The 20522-nt window shown below is 56.0% G+C and carries 12 protein-coding genes; 1 reads left to right on the forward strand and 11 read right to left on the reverse strand.

The features are described 5' to 3' along the window. Positions 1-188 precede the first annotated feature (188 nt). Both B9Y90_RS14945 and pdeH read right to left on the reverse strand, forming a co-directional pair. Positions 189-2255 (reverse strand): AsmA family protein, encoded by a 2067-nt coding sequence (locus tag B9Y90_RS14945; RefSeq protein WP_039288943.1) that lies wholly within the window; start codon positions 2253-2255, stop codon positions 189-191. A 65-nt stretch (positions 2256-2320) separates the two neighbouring features. Then, a complete protein-coding gene (pdeH, locus tag B9Y90_RS14950; RefSeq protein WP_039298792.1) occupies positions 2321-3094 on the reverse strand; it encodes a cyclic-guanylate-specific phosphodiesterase in 774 nt (257 codons plus the stop codon). Positions 3095-3337: 243 nt separating this feature from the next. On the opposite strand from pdeH, the gene B9Y90_RS14955 reads away from it, so the two are divergent. Then, on the forward strand, positions 3338-4270 hold the full coding sequence (locus tag B9Y90_RS14955) for a 2-dehydro-3-deoxygluconokinase (RefSeq protein ID WP_085541750.1): 933 nt from the start codon (positions 3338-3340) through the stop codon (positions 4268-4270). A 165-nt stretch (positions 4271-4435) separates the two neighbouring features. On the opposite strand, the gene B9Y90_RS14960 is transcribed toward B9Y90_RS14955, so the two are convergent. The 9 genes from B9Y90_RS14960 to bcsR form a co-directional block, all read right to left on the reverse strand. Then, positions 4436-5920 (reverse strand): M16 family metallopeptidase, encoded by a 1485-nt coding sequence (locus tag B9Y90_RS14960; protein WP_085541690.1) that lies wholly within the window; start codon positions 5918-5920, stop codon positions 4436-4438. 273 nt (positions 5921-6193) lie between these two features. Continuing rightward, positions 6194-7480 carry a dicarboxylate/amino acid:cation symporter gene (locus B9Y90_RS14965; RefSeq protein ID WP_008460613.1) on the reverse strand — a complete coding sequence of 429 codons (1287 nt, stop codon included), beginning with the start codon at positions 7478-7480 and terminating at the stop codon, positions 6194-6196. Between the two features lie 181 nt (positions 7481-7661). Further along, on the reverse strand, positions 7662-9647 hold the full coding sequence (gene hmsP / locus B9Y90_RS14970; RefSeq protein ID WP_217808985.1) for a biofilm formation regulator HmsP: 1986 nt from the start codon (positions 9645-9647) through the stop codon (positions 7662-7664). A 202-nt stretch (positions 9648-9849) separates the two neighbouring features. Continuing rightward, entirely contained in the window at positions 9850-13347 is a 3498-nt protein-coding gene (gene bcsC / locus B9Y90_RS14975) for a cellulose synthase complex outer membrane protein BcsC (RefSeq protein ID WP_085541692.1), read from the reverse strand. Beyond that, complete coding sequence (bcsZ, locus tag B9Y90_RS14980; RefSeq protein ID WP_085541693.1) at positions 13329-14435, reverse strand: cellulose synthase complex periplasmic endoglucanase BcsZ; 1107 nt, start codon at positions 14433-14435, stop codon at positions 13329-13331. Before bcsZ ends, bcsC begins: the two co-directional genes overlap by 19 nt. Positions 14436-14440: 5 nt before the next feature. Further along, positions 14441-16834, reverse strand: a complete 2394-nt coding sequence (bcsB, locus tag B9Y90_RS14985) for a cellulose biosynthesis cyclic di-GMP-binding regulatory protein BcsB (RefSeq protein ID WP_085541694.1) — start codon at positions 16832-16834, stop codon at positions 14441-14443. 139 nt (positions 16835-16973) lie between these two features. Further along, positions 16974-19583 carry a UDP-forming cellulose synthase catalytic subunit gene (bcsA, locus tag B9Y90_RS14990; protein ID WP_085541695.1) on the reverse strand — a complete coding sequence of 870 codons (2610 nt, stop codon included), beginning with the start codon at positions 19581-19583 and terminating at the stop codon, positions 16974-16976. Further along, positions 19580-20314 (reverse strand): cellulose biosynthesis protein BcsQ, encoded by a 735-nt coding sequence (gene bcsQ, locus B9Y90_RS14995; RefSeq protein ID WP_085541696.1) that lies wholly within the window; start codon positions 20312-20314, stop codon positions 19580-19582. Before bcsQ ends, bcsA begins: the two co-directional genes overlap by 4 nt. A 12-nt stretch (positions 20315-20326) precedes the next feature. Further along, the gene (gene bcsR, locus B9Y90_RS15000; RefSeq protein WP_038483072.1) at positions 20327-20512 is read right to left on the reverse strand and encodes a cellulose biosynthesis protein BcsR; all 186 of its coding nucleotides are present in this window, start codon (positions 20510-20512) and stop codon (positions 20327-20329) included. Positions 20513-20522 lie beyond the last annotated feature (10 nt).

The raw sequence follows: 20522 nt of genomic DNA on the forward strand, positions 1-20522 counted from the left end.
GAGGGGAAACGGGCTGTGGCATCAGGTCAAACGCTTTGACAGTGTACCCGCCTGACGGCGGGTAACTGAAGTGACTTTAAACATACAAGGGGACAAAGAAGGAAACCGTCCTAAAAGGAAATGTCAGTTTTTCCTTTCTGTTTTCCCCCCTCGCCCCTCTGGGGAGAGGGCCGGGGTGAGGGGCAGCCTTACTTCTTCATCTGCCCCAAAATCGTCCGACACTGATTCTCACTGCCTTCAGAAGGCGATATCAACGCGGCCAGCGCCGCTGCCGGAGTAACCAGCGTTGCAAGCGCTGCGGCCACTGCACCACGAATAATCAATGGTCCCGGCTTCACGCCCGCATCCGGGCTCTTGAACGTGCCGCGCACATAAAGCGGTGAACGCAGAGTAATAATCCGAATCCCTTTGCTCTCAGGATCGATGGTCAAATCCAGGCGTTCGCTGGCGAAATTGGTGCTGCCGGTGACATTAATCAGTGCATTTTCTGTATCAAAGGCAAAAATTCTCGGTGTCGCAATTCCGTTGCGTAAATCCAGATTCGCGGCGGCGCAGTTGATCCGTACCTCATCATCGCCAAAAATTTTGCCGACAATGTAGTTGCCCACGTTCAGGCCGACGATTTCCATCAGGTTACGGCTGATAAGCCCGTCATTCATCAACAGCTTCAAACTGCCGTTACTGGTGCCCAGCAGTGCGGCGACCGAGTTACCGCGCCCGCTCAGGTTGGCGTCGCCATTCAGCTCGCCCAGCGTTTTCTGCATCGACTCAACCTTCGGCATAAGCTGCTTCAGCTGCAGGCGACGCGCCTGAATATCCGCTTTCCCCTGCATCGGCTTTTTATCGCCCTCAAGGTGGATGTTGGCATTGATGGAGCCGCCCGCCATGCCGAATTTCAGCGGCTGCAGGCGCAGGTCGGCGTTATTCAGGATCACGTGGGTGGTCAGGTCGCTCAGCGGCAGCGTTCCGCTGTGTTCAATGCGCTGCCCTTTGAAGCGCACATCGGCGTCCATCACGTTCCATTTGTCCGTTTCAAAGCGATCGTAAGGCAGCACTTTGTCAGCGGGTTGCACCGTTCTGTCGCCCCGCTGCTGCCTGGCTTTTTTCGTCTTTTCGGCATCTTTTCCGGAATCAACGCCAATCAGCGGCCCTAAATCGGCCAGCCGCAATTGTTTAGAGACTAAATCGCCTTCGAGTTTAGGGCGTGGTTTCCCCTGGCTGTAGGTCAGGGAACCGTGAATATCACTGTCGCCAATGCGCCCGTTAAAATCCTGATAGCGGAAGACAGAGCCTTTATCTGTGTCGATTTTCGCCAGCAGATGGCCATCGGTTTCGAACGGAGGCGTATCCGGCAGCAGCACGCCGGTCAGCGCGTAAAGGTTACCGAGAGAATCGCCGGAGAATTTAAGCCTGAGATCGACACCGCCCATTTTCATCGGGTCGTTGACGGTGCCAACGAAGGCCACTCGCGACGTCCCTGAACGCACATCGGCCTGCACCGGGAACGCACTATCGCTTTCACTGCGCAGCGCCAGCATGCCGCCGATTTTACCGCTCCCCTCCACCGGCTGGCCGTTGTAGCGGCCACTGACTTTCAGGCCGAAAACGTAATCTGCCGCCTTCGCTGCGTCTTTGCCCTGTGGCTTTTGGCCGGACACTTCGCTGAAAGCCAGCGGTTTACCCAGCGGATCGACGAGGATCGTCAGTTCAGCCTTGGTCACTCGATCGTCTACGGCGATCCGGCCTTTATCGAACAAAATGTTATCCAGCCGGAAGGACCAGCCGGAAGGTTTTGGATTGGGATCGCTGTCGCCAGAACTGGCAAGGTTAAAGGTCCAGTTATTGATTTTTTCCGACAGCCGGATAATTCGGGCATCGGGCTCGACCAGTTTTATCCAGGGGATGTAGACCGTTTTGGTGAGCAGCGAGAGCGGGGCAAGCGTCGCATCCACTCTTGGCAGATGGACCATGGTGACTTCGGGGATGTCCGGCGGGTTACCAAGCAGGATATCTTCGGCATGAACGTGTGGCCACGGCACCCAGCTGCGCCAGCCGGGCTCGTCTTTATTACGTTCCCAAACCACCCCTAAGTCGCCACGAATAGCAAAGGGGCGGTTCAGCTCTGTCGAGACTTTTTGGTTGATGGTTGGTTTCAGCCGGTTCCAGTCAAACGTGGCGATCAACACGATCGCTACGACAACCAACAACAAGAAAATCCCGGCAACTGCGCTGCTAATTTTACCCGTTTTTGTCATCCCTCTTACCTCTCCTGATGCCGGTCTGCCTGACTAAAAGATAGTTCAGCGTGACCGAAACGACATCAGGGAAGGCGAATCAGAACGTTTTCCAGGTTTTCGAAGGGGACCGGGCGGGACAGGAAATAACCTTGTGCCGCATAAGCAGGTGAAGACTGAACATCTCGCCATTCTTCAACCGTTTCAATGCCTTCTACAATCACACCCTTGCAGTAGCGGTTCATTAATTGCAGCAGCATGGTAAACAAATTCCGCCCTTCATCGCTTTTTCGCAGCATGATGAAAAGCTCGCGCGCCACTTTGATATAGTCGTAGCGGACTTCGCTCAGCGCAGAGAAGTTAGCCAGGCCAGTGCCGAAATCATCAAGCCAGAGCGGGCCAAACTCGTGCATACCGGCCAGAGTGGCCGCCTGCGGCAAGTTAATATGCTCCACCAGTTCAAAACGTACCCACGGCAGTTTGGCAATCAGGTCGAGAATCGGCTGATGCTGCTTCATGGCAATCAAAGTGGGGCCATCAACGTTGACCGACGCCAGGATGTCGTGCCCAATGAAGGTCTGCTCCCAGGCTTCCAGCAGGCGCAGCTGCTCTTCCACCACCGAAAGACGCTGGCGGCTGGGGATCGAAGAAAAATAGCGGTCGGGAGGAATGCGCACGTCTGCCTCAGCCGGATGTGTGACCACCGTGAGCAGCTCAACTGCCATCAATTTCCCGTCTGTTCTGTAAATCGGCTGAAAGGTGTAGCGGCGCTGGCATTGCAGCCAGAATCGTCGCTCCTGCAAACTTTCAACGCTCGCCTCAAGCGTATGCAGCCGGTGAGTGATCTGCTTCAACTTCATCTGTACATCCTGTTTGCCCTGATGACTCTACATGGCTCGTCGAAAGGTTATCGGCGTCGGAATAGAGAACTTTATGCTCGCTTTCGCAGCAAAATGGGCTATGGCGATTTTCGTCACAATCACAATAACCTGGCGTACCTCAAAAATTTTCGAAACGCTGTTTTAAATTGTTTGACTCACTTTTCACCCAGATGGAGAATGCAAAAAAACAGCATTTTTGCTCATTTCATCATCAGGTTTCTTATGCTCACTCAGAAAATTGCCGTGATCGGCGAATGCATGATCGAACTGTCTCAGAATGGCGCTCAGGTGCAACGCGGCTTTGGAGGCGATACCCTAAATACCTCGGTTTATCTCGCCCGCCAGGTGAACGAAAGTGCACTGGAAGTGCATTATGTCACCGCGCTTGGCGAGGACAGTTTTAGCCAGCAAATGCTGGATATCTGGCGCCAGGAGCACCTACACACGACATTGATTCAGCGCCTGGAGCACCGCCTTCCGGGTCTGTATTACATTGAGACCGATAGCCACGGCGAGCGGACGTTCTACTACTGGCGTAACGAAGCGGCGGCACGATTCTGGCTGGAGAGCGAGCGTTCAGACGAAATATGCGCGGAGCTGGCCCAGTTTGATTATCTCTACCTGAGCGGCATCAGCCTGGCCATACTCAATGACGCCAGCCGGGAGAAGCTTTTCGCGATGCTGAAGCAGGCCAGAGCTAACGGCTGCAAAGTCATTTTCGACAATAATTATCGGCCACGCTTATGGGCCAACCCGGAAGAGACACAGCGCGTTTATCGGCAAATGCTGACCTGTACGGATATTGCGTTCCTGACGCTGGACGACGAAGACGCACTATGGGGTGCCTTCCCGGCAGAAGACGTGATTCACCGGACGCATGCTGCTGGCGTAGAAGAGGTGGTCATCAAGCGAGGCGCTGAGTCTTGCCTGGTCTCGGTCAGCGGCAAGGATCTACTAGACGTCCCGGCACTTCGTCTGCCAAAAGAAAAAGTCGTGGATACCACCGCGGCAGGGGATTCCTTTAGCGCAGGCTATCTGGCGGTGCGTTTAACGGGAGGAACGGCGGAAGAAGCCGCGAAGCGCGGTCATTTGACGGCGGGCACGGTGATTCAGTATCGCGGAGCGATTATCCCGCGGGAAGCGATGCCCAAATAAGTGGACCCTCACCCTAACCCTCTCCCTGGAAGGGAGAGGGGATAAAAAGAAAACACCTGACGAATTCCCCCTCGCGCTAAAGGAGTGGGGACGAAAAGAAAACGCCTTCACGAATTCCCCCTCTCCCCTATGGGGAGAGGGTCGGGGTGAGGGGCAATCCCACCACTAAGAAGCCGGTGGAATATCCGAAACATCCTGCTTAGGATCGTCGGTCGCAGGCGGCACAGCGGCCGGCACCATCACCTTATCCCACGTCTCTTTCAGCTCTTTCATGTTGTACTCAGGCTCGCCTTTAGGCTGCAACAGCACCATCGACATATCCTGAGACAGCTGCTGGCGCAGGTCCTGGTTGAGCATTGAGACGGTCAGGCTGTTGAGGAAGTCCTGACGCAGCTTCTGGTACTGCTCTGGCGCTATATCAACCACCTGGTTTTGCAGCGAACGCAAACGCTGGCCGATCAGTACATCGGTGTTGGTGCGCGCGTAGGTGGCAAACAGCTTCGTCAGCTCATTCTTTTTCTGCGCGATCAGCGCGTCGAATTCTTCCTGAGACAGCCCTTTATCGCGCACTCGCAGCAGTTCACGCCCGACGCTGGTAAGGCTGGCGTTCAGCTTATCGTTCGGGGATTCAATATTGATCCCGCACTGGGCGCGCAGATAAAGCACGCGGCAGTCAAAGCTCAGATTGAGATCTTTAACGCCGTTTTTGCTCAGGCTTTGCTGCACATTCCAGAACAGCGCTTCACGGGCCAGATCGGCACGCCAGTAGCGCAGCAGCGCCGCGGATTCACGAATCGGCTGCCAGGTGTTATCCCACATCAGGGACAGCCTGTCCTGGCGCACGCTGTCGGTCATCAGGCTCACCGGCTCAGGGTTAAGCGGGGAAAGCGTTGGCACAGGTGCAGGGGTATCACGCTTACCTTTCAGCTCGCCGAAGGTCTTGTTGATTTGCTCCGCCACGCTGCGGCTATCCACGTTGCCGACCACAATTAGGGTCATCGCATCCGGGGTGTACCACTTGTCGTAAAACGCTTTCAGCTGCGCGGCATCTACAGGGCGCTTGAGATTCTCAGCTGGATCGTGGCCAAGCAGCGTGGAACCTTTCAGACGGTAGCGCCACCAGCTGTCTTTGGTATTCATCGGCCAGGTCGCAACCATATCCGGCACATGCAGTGCCGCAGTCACGGTTGCCGGCGTCACGTCCAACGACCCGATATTGGTCGACATAAATGCCAGCGCTTCTTTCAGCAAATCATTGCGGTTGTTAGGCAAGCTTAAGTTAAACAGCGTGAAGTCATAGGAGACGATAGCCGGAGGAAGTGGACGCTCCGGGTCGCTGCTTTGGTGCCATAACGAACGCGCCTGGCTCGTCGGCAGACCGCCAGTCTGCGTCAGCAGCATGCGCGGTAAAAAGTGGCTGTAACCGCTTTGCTGGGCGGTTTCGGTGAGCGAACCGTTGTTCACCATCAGGCGAATTTCAACGCGATCGCTTGGGCGCTGAGGGGTGGCCAAAACCTGCCACTGGAAGCCGTTAGAAAGCGTTCCCTGTTGCCAGGCCGGGTCCGGCTGGAGCGCTTCTGCCTGCACGTTGCCGGCCGTTGCGGCTAATAGCAACCCGCCAGCTAAAAGTCGAATCTTGGTGCCCTGCATGTGAACCCCTAAAAACAATCCTGGTTAAAAGTAGCACATCGGCGCGGCATTCGACGTCCGCAGACCGACATAGGTGACGTTTCACCAATCCGTTTGACCGCATTTCTGCGAAAACGTCACGTAAGAAAGTGAAAAATAGAGAATAAAGACCCTAAATAATTCGAGCTGCTGGTAGGCGGCAATTAACACACCTGCAAGAAGTATGACGGGTATTAGGGGGATTATGCAGAGTCGCCCACAGCGAGGGCAAGTCGCTGCGGGCAATTGGTCGGATTAGTGGGAGACTTCGGTCACTTTTTTGTCAGATTTTGGATTATCCAGCTGCTGATGAAGTTGCTTTTCATCCAGTTGCTTAACCCATTTCGCGACAACAACGGTCGCCACGCCGTTGCCGACCAGGTTGGTCAGCGCGCGCGCTTCGGACATGAAGCGGTCGATACCCAGAATCAGCGCCAGACCCGCAACCGGCAGATGGCCTACCGCAGAAATGGTTGCCGCCAGCACGATAAATCCGCTTCCCGTCACGCCCGCCGCCCCTTTAGAGGAGAGCAGCAGCACAACCAGCAGCGTGATCTGATGGAAGATATCCATGTGGCTGTTGGTCGCCTGGGCGATAAACACCGCCGCCATGGTCAGGTAAATCGAGGTGCCGTCCAGGTTGAAGGAGTAACCGGTTGGAATCACCAGGCCCACAACGGATTTACGGCAGCCCAGTTTTTCCATCTTATCGAGCATACGCGGCAGAACGGACTCGGAAGAGGATGTCCCCAGCACAATCAGCAGTTCTTCTTTGATGTAGCGGATGAACTTGAAGATGCTGAAGCCGGTGGCACGGGCGATGGAACCCAACACCAAAATCACAAACAGCAGACAGGTAATGTAGAAGCAGACGATCAACTGGCCCAGCTGCACCAGAGAACCTACGCCATACTTACCGATGGTGAACGCCATGGCCCCAAACGCCCCGATAGGTGCCAGACGCATGATCATGTTGATGATGCCGAAGATCACCTGAGAGAAGCTTTCGATGACGTTAAAGATCATCTGACCTTTGTGGCCCAGGCGATGCAGCGCAAAGCCAAACAGGACGGCAAACAGCAGCACCTGCAGAATGTTACCGCTGGCAAACGCGCCAATCACGCTGCCTGGGATCACGTCCAGCAAGAAGGCAATAACGCCCTGCTGCTGAGCTTGTTCAGCGTAAACCGCTACCGCTTTGGCATCCAGCGTCGCCGGATCCACGTTCATGCCAGCGCCAGGCTGCAGTACGTTAACCACGACCAGCCCGATAATCAGCGCAATCGTGCTGACAATTTCAAAATAAAGTAACGCTACCGCGCCGGTACGGCCCACGGCTTTCATGCTTTCCATGCCTGCGATCCCGGTCACCACGGTACAGAAGATGACGGGCGCAATAATCATTTTAATCAGTTTGACGAACGCGTCGCCAAACGGTTTCATTTGGGCACCCAATTCCGGGTAAAAGTGACCCAGCAAAATACCGATGGCAATTGCGGTCAGCACCTGAAAATACAGACTTTTGAAGAGTGAGGTTTTCATTAGAGTATCCTTGGACGGAGAGTAACCGCAGCCCCGGCTCAGGAACCGGTATGACTGCGGCACTCAACATATCACCCTAAAAAAAACGCAGAAGTGGCGTGGATCGATTTTGTTAACGACATTGTTAAAAACTTGAACTGAACCGATCCAGCTCGTAACATTTGTAACTATTGTTTTTCATTTACGCAGTAAGAAATTCACGTTCAAACTGCTCGAGGGTGTGTGCTTTGGCATACAGGAAGCCCTGGGCGTAGATAACGCCCTGCTGCACTAACCACTCACGCTGGGCTTCTTGCTCTACGCCTTCCGCGACGACTTTCAGATCAAGCGCTTTGGCCATCGCGATAATCACGCCCACCATCGCGTTATCTTCCGGTAGCCCTTCGATAAAGCTTTTATCTATTTTCAACACGTCAATCGGCAGCGCTTTCATATGATGCAGGTGATGAAGACTGGCGTAGCCCATGCCAAAATCATCCAGCGCGATGCGCACCCCGGCCTGACGAAGCGGCCGCAGAATATTGACCGCCGCCTGCGGATCTTCAATGCGGCGGCTTTCGGTCACTTCAAGAATCAGCGTGCCGGGCTGGATTCTGTAACGCCCAAGTAACTCTAACAGTGAAGGCACCATGGCTTCATGCAGCAACTGGAGCGCGGAAAGGTTGACGCACAGCGGCAGCGTAATCCCCCGGCTTTGCCAGGCTGACAGGGTGCGGCAGGACTCCTCGAGGATCCAGTTACCAACGGTAATCATCAGCCCGCAGGCTTCGATGCGCTCAATCAACCCTTCAGGCAGACTCCAGCTACCATCATGCTGGCGCTGGCGCAGCAGGACTTCGGCGCTGACCACGCTTCCATCACGCATATCCACCTGCGGTTGCAGCCAGACGGCAAAATGATGCCTCTCAAGCGCGTTCAAAATATCGTGCTCTTCGGTCAGGCGGCGCTGGGCTTTTTCCATTTGATCGGGGTCGAAGAACTGAATTTGGTTTTTCCCAAAGCGGCGGGCCGCAAGCGTTGCCGAAGCCGCCCGACGATAAAGCTGCTCGGCATCAAGACCGCCCCTGAACATCGCTATGCCAATGCTGGCGGTCGGTTTCAACTGTAGCGCCTGGATGGGCAAACGAGCGTTGAGCGTTTCCATGATTTTCTGTGCCAGCGTCATGGCATTCCACGGGTCGCTGACGCCATAGAGCAGCAACCCAAAATCATTCTGGCTAAGCTGGGCCAGCACCGCATTGGTCGGCAACACGGGTTTAATTTTCTCGACCAGCGTCAGCAGCAGCATCTCGCGCTGCTCTTCATTCAGCACGCCGGCCGCATCCTGCAGCGTTTCGCTGCCGATCAGTATTAATGCGCCGTGCTTATCGTTCCCCACCATCTGTTCAATCAGCGCCATCAGCAGCGCCTTATTCGGCAGCTCAGAGACCGGATTGTGGGTGCTCAACGAATTCATTTGCTGCTGAAGACGCTGGGTGACCTGTTGATTGCGGTTATAGCTGCGCACCAGCATGCCAATCTCATCGTCATGATGCAGCGGCGGCAGCGTAAGCTGATGCTCGCCCGCTTGTTGAGGATTAAGGCCATCCAGCTCGCGGCTAATTTTACGGATCGGATGCACCACCAGCCGGTTAATGCACCAGCTGATCGCCACGGTCAAAATCAGCGCCAGCAGCAAATAGGTAGTCAGCAGAGTGGAAATCGTGCTGACGATAATGCGGTACATGCGCCAGGAATCCGCCTGTAGCACCAGATAAGCCAGCGGCTGCGGGTTTGCCGGGCGTTCGAGGGAATAAAGCGGCAGGGAAATCTGCACCGGCAGCTCAAACACGCGGGTGATGAGCATCGGGATTTGGTGCTCCGGCATAAAGCTAATGCGAAGCGCCTGGAACTGGTTTGGCAGCACGACGTCGGCTCGACTGATGATGCCCGAGGGTTGGATCTGGTGAAGAATGGCCTCGGCCTGCGGAATGTCAGCCCGCAAAATGGCCTCAGACAGCGGAAGACGCACGGAGTGGGCGATTTTCTCCATTTGCGTGGCGGTGTCGTAGCGATTTTGCTGCACAAAATGGAACAGCTGAATGACGATAAAAATAAAAATAAACACCAGGGCCACGGCTGACACCATAGCCATCTGTTTTATCGTTAGGGAACGACTGACTCGCAAACTGACTCTCCGCTTTTGCTTAACCTGTGCCACGCCCGGCCTCAGGATATTCTTACGCCCGCAGAGTATACTGCATTGCCACCCTTTTTAATCCTCGCCCCAGGAGAATCGGGTAATTCTGCTTTTATGGGCAAATTTGCGCCGAATCCTGAGCGAAAAGTCGCAAACGGCGGGTTAACCCGCCGTTTTACATCACACCTAATCAGAAGTCTGCGTAAGGCACCAGCGGCTGAGGCGGCATGTCCATATCGCCCTGCCAGCCCGCCATGGAATAGCGCACGAAAATCAGCGCGTGGCTTGGGGTGTAGTCCTTGGCCTGCTGAATATCAATCCCGGCGCCAATTGACCAGTGCGAACTGATCCGGCGTTCTACCAGCGCTCTGGCCGTATAACCGAAGCCGTTACTGCTGCTGGCCGAGGTAGGCTCGTTGCGATCCGGGTAAGCATAAGGATCTTGCGGGTAGGGGTTAGTGTCATTTGGCACGAGGTTACGCAGCGGATAGCGCTGGCCCGCATTGCTGTGAGAGTAAGACCAGGAGCCGGAAGCACCCAGTTCCCAGGACCAGTTCTCGGTACGTTTACGCCAGATAACCGGCACGGCAAACGACACATATTTTTGCGGGCTGTAATACCCCCCCTGGCCGAGGAAGTAGTCGCTGAGGTCTTTTTGGTAATGCCAGACCATGTTGGTGAGGCCCACGGTTAGCCGCTGGTTATTCTCGTTAATCAGCTTGTAGTAGTAGCCCGTCATCCAGCGCACGCGCCAGTTATCGGCCACATTTTTACCGGTCAGCGTGTCCGCGCTCAGGCTGGACCAGACGCCGTTGGCTTCACCCTTGTCGTAGCTCAGGCTGACACCGCCACCGGTCGCGCGAACACCACCCCACACGGTATTGGTATTAGGATCCCGCTGCCCGCCGAAGGAGAGCAGCGAACTGGAGATAGGCCGACGATGTGCATTGACGGTGTAGCCAATCGGCCCGAGGTCGTTGCTATAGCTCACCCCGCCGACAACATCCACGACGTCAAAGCCCAGCGGCGTGGTGCCAATATCCGTCTGCCAGGTATTGTTTTTCCAGCCAACGGCCAGGCTTGCGCCGTTGCCGCTCTGTTTTCTGTTGCCGAAGCAGTTGTGCTCCGCACAGGTGCCCCAACGCTCGTTGTAGCCTCCCCCATTATCTTTGAACGAGCCCGCATCCATATTCACCATATCGGTACGGAACCACATCCGCCCGTCGCTTAGCGGAGCGTCCACCTGCAGCATCGTGGTATGCGCTTTCAGATCGGAGTAACCCGGCGTCCCGCTTGAGCCCCAGTATTCGTGATCAAGCGTCACGTTCACATCCTGCTGGCGATAAAGATCGGCGGCATCGCTGCGCACGCCCCGCTTCAGCCAGTCGTCTTTCTCATCGTTGCGGGTCAGGCGAGTGAAGGTGTCGTTATCCTGCGGGCGCTGCCGGGTAATCCCCGAGGAAACCATCGCGTCTTTGTAAGTCTCCAACGCCTGATGCGGCTGGCCGCTGGCGGCCTGGAAACGCGCGGCATCACGCATCACCAGCGCGCTTTCCATCGACGGTGGCTGGCTTTTCGCCGCGACCAGAATCGGCGCGTAGGTTTGCGCGGCTTTCTCGTTATCGCCCAGGGCAGCCCAGGCATTGGCGACGCGGCGTTGAGTATTGATGGATGGTGTTTCACCCGCAGGTGCTTGCTGCAACTTCGCCAGCAGATCGCGGGCCTGAGGTTTGTCCCCTTCGGCAATCAGCACTTCGGTTAAGCCTAACAGCGCATCTTCGTTACCCGGTGAACGCTGCAGGACTTTCTGGTATTGCGATTCCGCCGTAGTACGGTCACCGCGTTCGGCAGCCCAGTCGGCCAGCGTTAAGTCCACGCGGTCGGACGGCGTCTGCTGCTGAAGCAGCGCGATGGCGTCTTTTTCTTTGCCGCTGTCCCGCAGCCGGTTAGCCGTTTGCATTACTCCGTTAAACTGCAGTCTGTCTGAAAGCTCATGAATATTGTCAGTCCACTGCGCTTTGGGCAGCGTATTGAGGTGGCTTAGCGCCGCCGCATCATGGTTATTGCCTGAGAGATAAAGACCGTAAGCGAAGACCTGCTCCGGATCGCCCGGCTTACGCTGGACAAGACCGCGCATCAGACTGTCCGCCTCGCTGTGTTTTCCGGCGGCATAGAGATCGTTCGACAGGCGGTAGGTGATCCACACGCTGTCCGGGTCAAGCTTGAGCCGCTGGCGCTGGATCTCTGCCGCTTTTGCCCACTGGCCCTGGCTTTCCAGCGCAGCAGCCTGCTGCTCCAGACGCTCACCGGCCAGGCTACGTTCAATATCATCAATACTTTTGCGTTGGCTGACAGAAAGACTCTGAATATACGCTGCTGCGCGCTCTGGCGACTGGCGGCGATAGACATTCGCCAGCCCGCGAATCGCGTTGCTGTTGCCGCGATCCATGCGCAGCGCTTGCTGATAATAACGCTCGGCGCTGGCGTCATCTTTTTTGGCCACGGCCACATCGCCAAAGCCCAGCACCGCGTAGCTGTCGGTATTGTCTACCCTTTGCGCCTGCTGGTACTTCTGCAGCGCGGCATCAGGATTATTGGCTTTGAGCTGAGCATCACCTTGTTCAATCAGCAGCCAGTAGCGGTTGGTTTTTAACAAACTGTCCCACTTGCCCCGGTTATCGCTTTGCGGGTCCATCTGAATGGCTTTCTCGAACTGCTGTACCGCGAGGGCGCGTTTTCCCTGCTGAGAATAAGCCTGCCCCAGCGCACCGACTACTTCGCTGTCGTTTTGCTTCGAGCTTAACGCCTCTTTCAGCTGCGGAATGGCCTGGTTCCCACGCCCACCGCCCACGTCTTCCAGACCTTTAGCCCTGGCGAGGAAAGCCGGGTCAGACAACTGTTTCTGCTGCTGCGCAAGCCTGTCACGGGCAGTGGCCACCGTATCGCCTTCGGTGAAGACATTAAGAAAACGCTGCAGGGCCGCGACGCTTTGCGGTCCTGTCGGTAAGTTGCTGATTTGGCCATACCATAAAGCCGCCGCGTCTTCCCGGCTGCCGTTGGATTTCGCCATTTGCTCAAGCACCTGATATGCCTCGGCGCTGCGGCCGTTGGCAAACATCAGCCGCGCCAGATTGCCACGCAGTTCGCCGTTCCCCGGCGCAGCGGCATCCAGCGCTTTCAGTTTATCGATCGCCTGGTTGGTGGTTGCCGGACGCTTCGCCATCAGCATCCAGTATTCCATCGCTAAATCCCCTTCAGGCGGATTGCCGTCAAACAGCTTTTCATAGGCGGCAATGGCCTGCTCGGTGTGCCCGCTGGCCGCTAATAATCGAGCTTCCTGCAGCTGCTGGCGGCCATCCGCGCCGGTCAGCATCAACGTGGCCTGAGCCTGTTTATACCCGGCGGAGCCGGGGGCCAGTTTTGCCAGACGCTCAAGCTGTGCTTTCGCCCCGGCGTTATCACCCTGGCGCAGCAGGTAGCGCATTCGGGCCGCAATCACGTCCGGATCGTCCGGCGCCATCAGCTCCAGCCTGGACAGCGACTGCCGCACGATATCCTCGCGCTTGCTGGCCTCGCCCATCCTCACTTGCTCCAGCAGTTGCTGCTGAGGCGTCAAGGCGGCCTGAGCCATCGGCATCAGCGCCATGCCCAATGAGAGAGTGACTAAACTTAATGAGAACTTGCGCATACCTGACCCCAGCTCGGGATTAATTCACCCCGAGAATTGAAGCGAAAACGATTTTGATCCCATCCCTGACCAAAGAGCGTTAAAACATAGCTGTAATAGGCATCAGCCTGAGGGAAATTGTCTTTCACCCGCTGACGCTGCACGTCCCGTGCTTCGCTATCCTGTAAAAAAGGCAGCATGGCGGCGGAGAATCCCACTGGGCCATTGCCCTGAACGCTGCCGGTTTGCACATCGACTTTTTCCGGCGGCAAACCTTGTTTGATGGTGATATCCGCCATGGGCTGGAAGGCCTTCAGCAGCGCGGCTTTGTGCGGCGAGTCGTCGGCCATCATGCCAATCCACATGTAGACACGTATCGAGTCATAGCTGCCGCTGCGGGCATCGTCAGTCTGGAACTGCCAGCCTTTGCCTTCACGCCAGTCGGCCCAGTTGGGTGAAAATCCTTTGGGCGCGGTTTCAAGCAGCAATCTTTGGTTTGCCACCTGCATGGCCGACCAGGGGCCGCGGTAACGCACCATACGCTGCAGTACCTGCGGGGGGAGGTAGCTTGGATTCAACCGCCAGTCAGGGGAATGGTTAAAACCGACACGTCCCGGCAACAGTGAAAAACCCAGCCCGGGGATTTTAATCACTTCCTCTTTCGCCACGCGCTTTAACAGCTGCTCACCAAGGCGCTTATAGGCAGGCTCATGCCACAGACGCCCCGCTTCGAGCAGACTCCAGACTATCCACATATCGGCATCGGAAGCGGAGTTGCTGTCTAAAACCGTCCACTCATCTTTGTCGTTTTTGCCCCACAGCCAGGCGGGAAGGTGATCTTTCAGCGCCCCCTGAGCGAGGTTGTTTTCCGTCCAGCCCAGCAGCTTGTCGAACGTCGCCCTATCGTTGTCGACCAGGGCAAAGAAAAGCGCATAGCTCTGCCCTTCCGAGGTGGTGATTTTTCGCTCATCGCTGGGATCGATCACCCGGCCCTGGTCGCTGACATAGCTGGCTTTAAACTGCTCCCAGGCAGGCCAGCTACAGGCGGCCTGCCCGGAAACGCTTGTCAGCATCAGCCCGACCATCAGCAGTGCGGCGCTGATTTTCATCGTAATTACTCGTCTTCTGGATCGATACGGCGGCGGCTAATAATGCGCAGGATACGCCACAGCACCCAGGCCAGCAGCACAACGCTTATCGCCGCGAAGATAGCCAACAGAACCGGATGGTTCGATAGCGCGTACCAGATACGCTCGAACCACGGCAGGTGACCAACGTAGTAAATATCGCCTACGCGCAGGCTATCGACACCGGATTCACGAATCACCGCGACCGAACCAGAGATCGCCGCCCGTTTGCCGCTATCGTTGAGCGCATTATTCAGCAGCTCGTAGCCTCGAGGACTGTCGGCCAGTAAAGCAAGGACGCTACGCTGGTCGTTATACGGCGACTGGAAGCCCACAATAGCGGCCATCGCGCCCTGGGAGGTGATCGCCGTTTGCGTATCCGCCGCACGATCTTTTGGATCTGAAGCACCGTTTAGCAGCGGGGTCTGGCGAACCGGGGTTTTCACCCAGCTTTGGGCCGCATCAACCAGCAGATCGATACGTTTGTCATCTTTCAGCGCCGGTGGGATGGTGCCGATGATCATGATATCCGCATCTTTGCCCTGAATCGTGCTGCCATCATCCGTCAAATTCACGTTGATTGCAGGGAAACCGGTTTGTGAGCCAATGGTGCCCAACGCGTCCAGCAGCGCGGTCACCTGAGCCGGTTTAGGCTCCTTGCTGACCACCACGATAGTTTGTGAAAGATCGGCCATGCGGCTGAACGGGAAGCCTGCATTCGCGAAGGTGCGCAAATCCGGCATGGCAATAAAGTGGTGATAGTTTGAGAAGTCGATGGTTGACTCGTCTTCCACCACAACGTGGTTTTGAATTGGCTGGTAGGTAATACAGTTCTCAAGCGAACCGCCAGGCATCGGGTTCATGTACGAGAAGTCAAAACGCAGCTGGTTGGCGGCGCCCAGGCGCAGCGCGGGAATCGACACGTCGGTTTTGCCGTCCAGCAGACCCTGCAGCACCGGCAGGCGCAGCAGCAGCTTGTTGTTCTCTTCGCTTGGCGTCAGGTTGAACGACTGCAGGAACTGGTTGTTCAGACTGATATCCATGCGCGAACTGTCTTTCATCGCTGGCGCGGTGTAGCGATATTTCAGGTTGAGATCGATGCCATTACTGCGCAGCAGATAGAGGTCAGGCGGCAGATTCATCGTCACGCTAATGGCGCTCGGCTCCTGGCCGCTGGACTGCAGCTGCTCCTGATAAGTTTTCATCTCACCCAGCGTGACCGGGCGGTCTGTTCTCACCCAGTTTGGCGCATCGTAAGGTACGCGTGGCAGCAGAGGCTTCACGTCATCCACGGTAACGCTGCTGCCGCGGAACAGGATATTCCCCTGGGCAATACCTTTTGCAGCCTGCACAAGGTCTTTATCATCACGTCCCATCACCACCAGCAGTTTGACGTACGGATTATCCGGGTGGCTCATCATCTCAACGGTTGGTGCTTTCACAGCCGGGTGGTCCCGCAGGAAGTCCGGGCGCTTATCGTTGGTCGCAAATACGATCCCGTTACTGGTCGGCAACTGGTTAAAGAGCACCGGGAAGCTCTGCCCACGCCATGCGGTACGGGAACCAAACCATGAAGCCACGATCCCTGCGGCACGCTGCTGTTCAATATCCGGGCTGGCTGCAAAAACGATAGGCAACGTCAGCGGGCGATCGTCACGCGAGTCGAAGAAAGGCACCGGGAAATGCGACAGATCGTTTTGAACCGGCAGACGTTGATAGGTCAGCGCCAGCGAACTGCTCCGCCCAACGTCCATCCACAGCGTGGTGCTGGCCGGGTTTTCACAGATGTCGCGGTAGTGGCCGACAAACTCCAGGCGCACGCGGTTAAAGTCGGTGATATAGAGCGGATCAACCGGCACCTGTGCAAAGGTTTTTTTGCCCAGTTGCTCTTTGGTCACCGGCAGAACGCCCATCAGTTCGTTGTTAAGATAGACTTTGAGCTGCGACTGCACCGGCAGCAGCGAAGGCGAAGGGGTATATTCAAGGTTCAGCAGCGCTTTCGAGACGATTTCATCCCGGCGCATGCCAAACTCAACCCCGCCATTCGGGTTCACACCGGTCAGCACCATGCTCCCCGGCGGAGGCGCAATTTGCGCGAAATTTAGCTTCACATCGCGAGAAGGCACATTTTCGGCGACGATGGGCGCATTTGCACCCTTTACGCCAGGTAAAACTTGCCCAACTGTTGCCGCATTATCCGCAGGCGTGGCAGGCACCAGCGCCTCCGCTGCACCTGGCGCAGGCGTAATCACTGCCTGATTTGCCGTAGCCACGGCAGGAACCGTCGGAGCCGGCGTTGTGTCAGCCGAGTTTGCTACCGTAACAGGCAGGGCGCTGATGCCTACCGCCGCTGCATAAAACCAGGATATTTTTCTTTTCATCGCGTTTTCATCAAATTAATCAGGCTGTTGATAAACCTCAGGCGAAAGAAGAGACACCAGAGAACATCAATTCGTGATTTCAGTTGCCGGCTACAAAAAGGGAAAAACCACGCTTCTTCCCTTTTCATCAGCAATCTCGTTAAGCCAATGCAGACAAGGTCCGCCGTTTTGCCGGTTCGGTCGTCGGACTGTGCGGAATAAACGACACAATCCAGTCCACCAGCACGGTGATCGCGTGGAAAACAAACTTCAATGACGGTGGAGCGAACTCCGCAAGGTGCCGGTAGCCCCGGAATCCAAGCTTGAGAATATCCACCAGACTTTCCAGCGGCTTATCCTCAGGGAAACTGTCTTGCCACAGCGCCCAGGTGTCGGCGCGCGCAAAAGTACATTGAATAAAGTCGATGTGTTGCTTCGTGGTCATCTGCGCCAGCTGCAGGCCAACTTCGTCGCCAAAGACCCTCACGACCTGTGCCGGGAAGTAAAACTCTTGCGCCCCGCGCTTCAACAGCAGGTTCACTTTTTGCCCTTCAAGCACCTGAGTTGGACCATGAATCTTGATCCCTACCCCGCCATCAGAGTAGTCATGCACGGTGCATGGAAAGAGGTGACCATCTTCACGCGCCAGCGCTGCCGGCATGGCAATTTCAACGCGATGCGCTCGTCGGACCTGTTTACTCTCAACGGAAACGGCCACCGCGCCGCCCAGTATTATCAAGTTGTAGAATACCCACAGCAGGCTCACCACCACGGTTAGCGCTTCATTTTCCGGGCCGTAGAAGAAGCGCCATGCCCCAAAGGCAACGCCCAACAGGTTAATCAGCACTAAAATCAGGTAAGGACGCGTGATGACCCAATCCACATACTCGTTTTCAACCAACCCGCCTTTCGCGGTCACGTTGAATTTCCCTTTATGCGGATTAAACAAGGCAACCAACGTCGGCTGGGCGATGTACCAGGCCAGCACCGTTTCGTAAATTTCGCTCCAGAACGAATGGCGATACTTGCCCTGAATTTTGGAGTTAGTCAGGCTGGCATGGATCATATGCGGTAAAACAAACAGCGCGATCATGATGGCCGGGGCGTAAATGATATAGGCGTGGAACAGCAAGAACGCCAGCGGCGCCGTCAGGAAAATAAGCCGCGGTATCCCAGATAAGAAGTGGAACATGGCGTTGGCATAGCAGAGTCGCTGCGCAAACTTCAGCCCTTTGCCGAAGAACGGGTTGTCGAGACGGAATATCTGCGTCATCCCTCGCGCCCAGCGAATACGCTGCCCGATGTGCGCCGAGAGGCTTTCCGTTGCCAGCCCTGCCGCCTGCGGAATACGCAGGTAAGCCGAGGTATAACCCCGGCGGTGCAGACGCAGCGAGGTGTGTGCATCTTCAGTCACGGTTTCAACGGCAATACCGCCAATTTCATCCAGCGGGCCGCGGCGAATCACCGCACAAGAGCCGCAGAAGAATGTGGCATCCCACATATCGTTCCCGTCCTGCACCAGACCGTAGAACAGCGTTCCTTCGTTAGGCGTTTTACGGAAACGCCCCAGGTTGCGCTCGAATGGGTCAGGCGAGAAGAAATGGTGCGGGGTCTGCATCATCGCCAGCGACTTCTCTTTGAAGAACCAGCCCACGGTCAACTGCAGGAAGGAGCGTGTGGGTACGTGGTCGCAGTCGAAGATAGCGACTAAATCACCCTTCGCATACTTCAGCGCATTGTTGATGTTCCCCGCCTTGGCGTGTTCATGAGTTGGACGGGCGATATAATTGACCCCGACCATATCGGCAAACTGCTTAAATTCGTCGCGCCCACCGTCATCCAGAATCCAGATATTCAGCTTATCCTTCGGCCAGTCAATGCCCAATGAGGCATAGATGGTCCCCTTCACGACGTGGAGCTCTTCGTTGTAGGTCGGCACAAAGATATCGACCACCGGCCAGGTGTTCATGTCTTTTGGCATCGGCACCGGCTGGCGGTTAAGCGGCCACACCACCTGGAAATACCCCATCACCAGCACCAGCCAGGCATACGTCTCAGCAAACAGCAGCCCCAGACCGAAGGCAAGGCTGAGCGGATCGTTCCAGTTCAGGGTCGAGGTGTAGCGCCACCAGATGTAGCGGCACGACACGGTGAGCGACAGCACAATCAGCATCAGCGCGGCAAAACGCCCAGGTAAGCGACGAACCAGCAACGCCACGCCCCACAGCAGCATCAGGAAGATGAACTGCGATAACGGGTTAAATGGCTGAGTGATACAAAGCAAAGCCAGAATGGCCGAAAAGACAACTATCACGCCAAGCAGGATCCGCCGGGCGGTATGGTTGATATGAGCCAGTTCTTTCTTCTCGTCGAGATGCTGCGTTCGGTGGCTAAAGTTTTCAGGCAGCTTCTCCAGCCAGCCATGCCAGCTCTCGCGCCAGGCCCGTATCCGGCTGAAGGAGCTTACGCGCGGCCGCCCGGTTTGCCCACTTGCGCGAATCAACAACCACAGGCTTTGGATACCGTAACGAACCACATCCAGCGGGCGAGGCCTGTCGGGATTAATATGCGGATAAAATCGATCGTGCCCGTCGCGTATACGCTGCCAGCGGGGACCTTCAAGGGGCAGAAAAACCCAGGCCAAAATAAAGATGATGCAGCCCAGCATCGCACTTAATATTGGCGCGCCGTTGCGGCGGAAAGTACGATAACGCTCTCCCAGCCGCTGGCTGGCAGCAGGGAGTAATAGCCAGGAGGCGAGATGACTCATGCCTTTTTCCCTGAAAGATTCAGCAACATCCAGTTGGCGAGCGTCATGATTTCCTCAGCAATCAGCGAATCCGGACGGTACTCGCCAAGCGGCTGTTTAACCGCTGCACTTTCAGCCATCGCCTCATCGCGGTGGAGAACAATCGGGATCATCGTGCGCTGGCTCTGAAGCCAGATCTGGTAGATATCGTCCTGCACCTGGCTGGCCACCAGCAGATAGTTCACCAGAATATGTGCCCCCTGGGGCAAGGCCTGCTGGTGCAAACGGATATGGCAGTTAGTATCCGGCTTCACCACCGTCACCACGCTGTCGGTTTGCGCCAGAATCTGACGGGTCAGGGCGTTAAAGCCGTGTGGGAGATCCAGCAAAATCCATTGATACTGCTGGCTCGCTTTCAAGTCGGCAAGAAAATGACTGAACTGCCCAAGCGCTTTTTCTACCGTATCGAAGGTTTCACGCTCGGCCGGGCTAAGCTGCCCAAACGGCAATACGTCAAGGTGGTTGGTATAACGCCAGGCGCTTTGACGCCAGTCTTCGTTATCCAGCATTGCGCGCGCCCAGCCTTTAGGCTCTGCGAAATCAATATTATAAAACAGGCGCAGCAGATTATCTGGCGATATATCCACCACCAGCACCGATTCCCCAAGTTGCTGCAACGACCAACCAAGCGCTGCGGTGATAGATGTCGTCCCTACGCCACCACGCAGCCCTTGCAACCCAATGACAGCCATCAGGCCTACTCCCTATTGTTGCGTTAATTCAGCCAGCAACGGCCAACGTTTAATTGCCGCCGCCAGTTGTTCTTGCTGCGATATATCGGTGTAATCTATTTCCGGCAGAGAAAATGCTTTACTCAGCGCCAGAAAATCATTTTGGAAGGCATAAACAAGCTTGTTTTCCTGAGCATTGCCAGTCTCTTCATCTTGCATTTTGGTTGTC

This window comes from Cedecea sp. NFIX57 (assembly GCF_900177785.1).
GTDB classification, from domain to species: Bacteria; Pseudomonadota; Gammaproteobacteria; order Enterobacterales; family Enterobacteriaceae; genus Cedecea; species Cedecea neteri_C.

Coding starts and splice junctions, on each gene's coding strand:
- B9Y90_RS14945 (WP_039288943.1), bottom strand. CDS start 2,255: ATGACAAAAACGGGTAAAATTAGCAGCGCAGTTGCCGGGATTTTCTTG.
- pdeH (WP_039298792.1), bottom strand. CDS start 3,094: ATGAAGTTGAAGCAGATCACTCACCGGCTGCATACGCTTGAGGCGAGC.
- B9Y90_RS14955 (WP_085541750.1), top strand. CDS start 3,338: ATGCTCACTCAGAAAATTGCCGTGATCGGCGAATGCATGATCGAACTG.
- B9Y90_RS14960 (WP_085541690.1), bottom strand. CDS start 5,920: ATGCAGGGCACCAAGATTCGACTTTTAGCTGGCGGGTTGCTATTAGCC.
- B9Y90_RS14965 (WP_008460613.1), bottom strand. CDS start 7,480: ATGAAAACCTCACTCTTCAAAAGTCTGTATTTTCAGGTGCTGACCGCA.
- bcsC (WP_085541692.1), bottom strand. CDS start 13,347: ATGCGCAAGTTCTCATTAAGTTTAGTCACTCTCTCATTGGGCATGGCG.
- bcsZ (WP_085541693.1), bottom strand. CDS start 14,435: ATGAAAATCAGCGCCGCACTGCTGATGGTCGGGCTGATGCTGACAAGC.
- bcsB (WP_085541694.1), bottom strand. CDS start 16,834: ATGAAAAGAAAAATATCCTGGTTTTATGCAGCGGCGGTAGGCATCAGC.
- bcsA (WP_085541695.1), bottom strand. CDS start 19,583: ATGAGTCATCTCGCCTCCTGGCTATTACTCCCTGCTGCCAGCCAGCGG.
- bcsQ (WP_085541696.1), bottom strand. CDS start 20,314: ATGGCTGTCATTGGGTTGCAAGGGCTGCGTGGTGGCGTAGGGACGACA.
- bcsR (WP_038483072.1), bottom strand. CDS start 20,512: ATGCAAGATGAAGAGACTGGCAATGCTCAGGAAAACAAGCTTGTTTAT.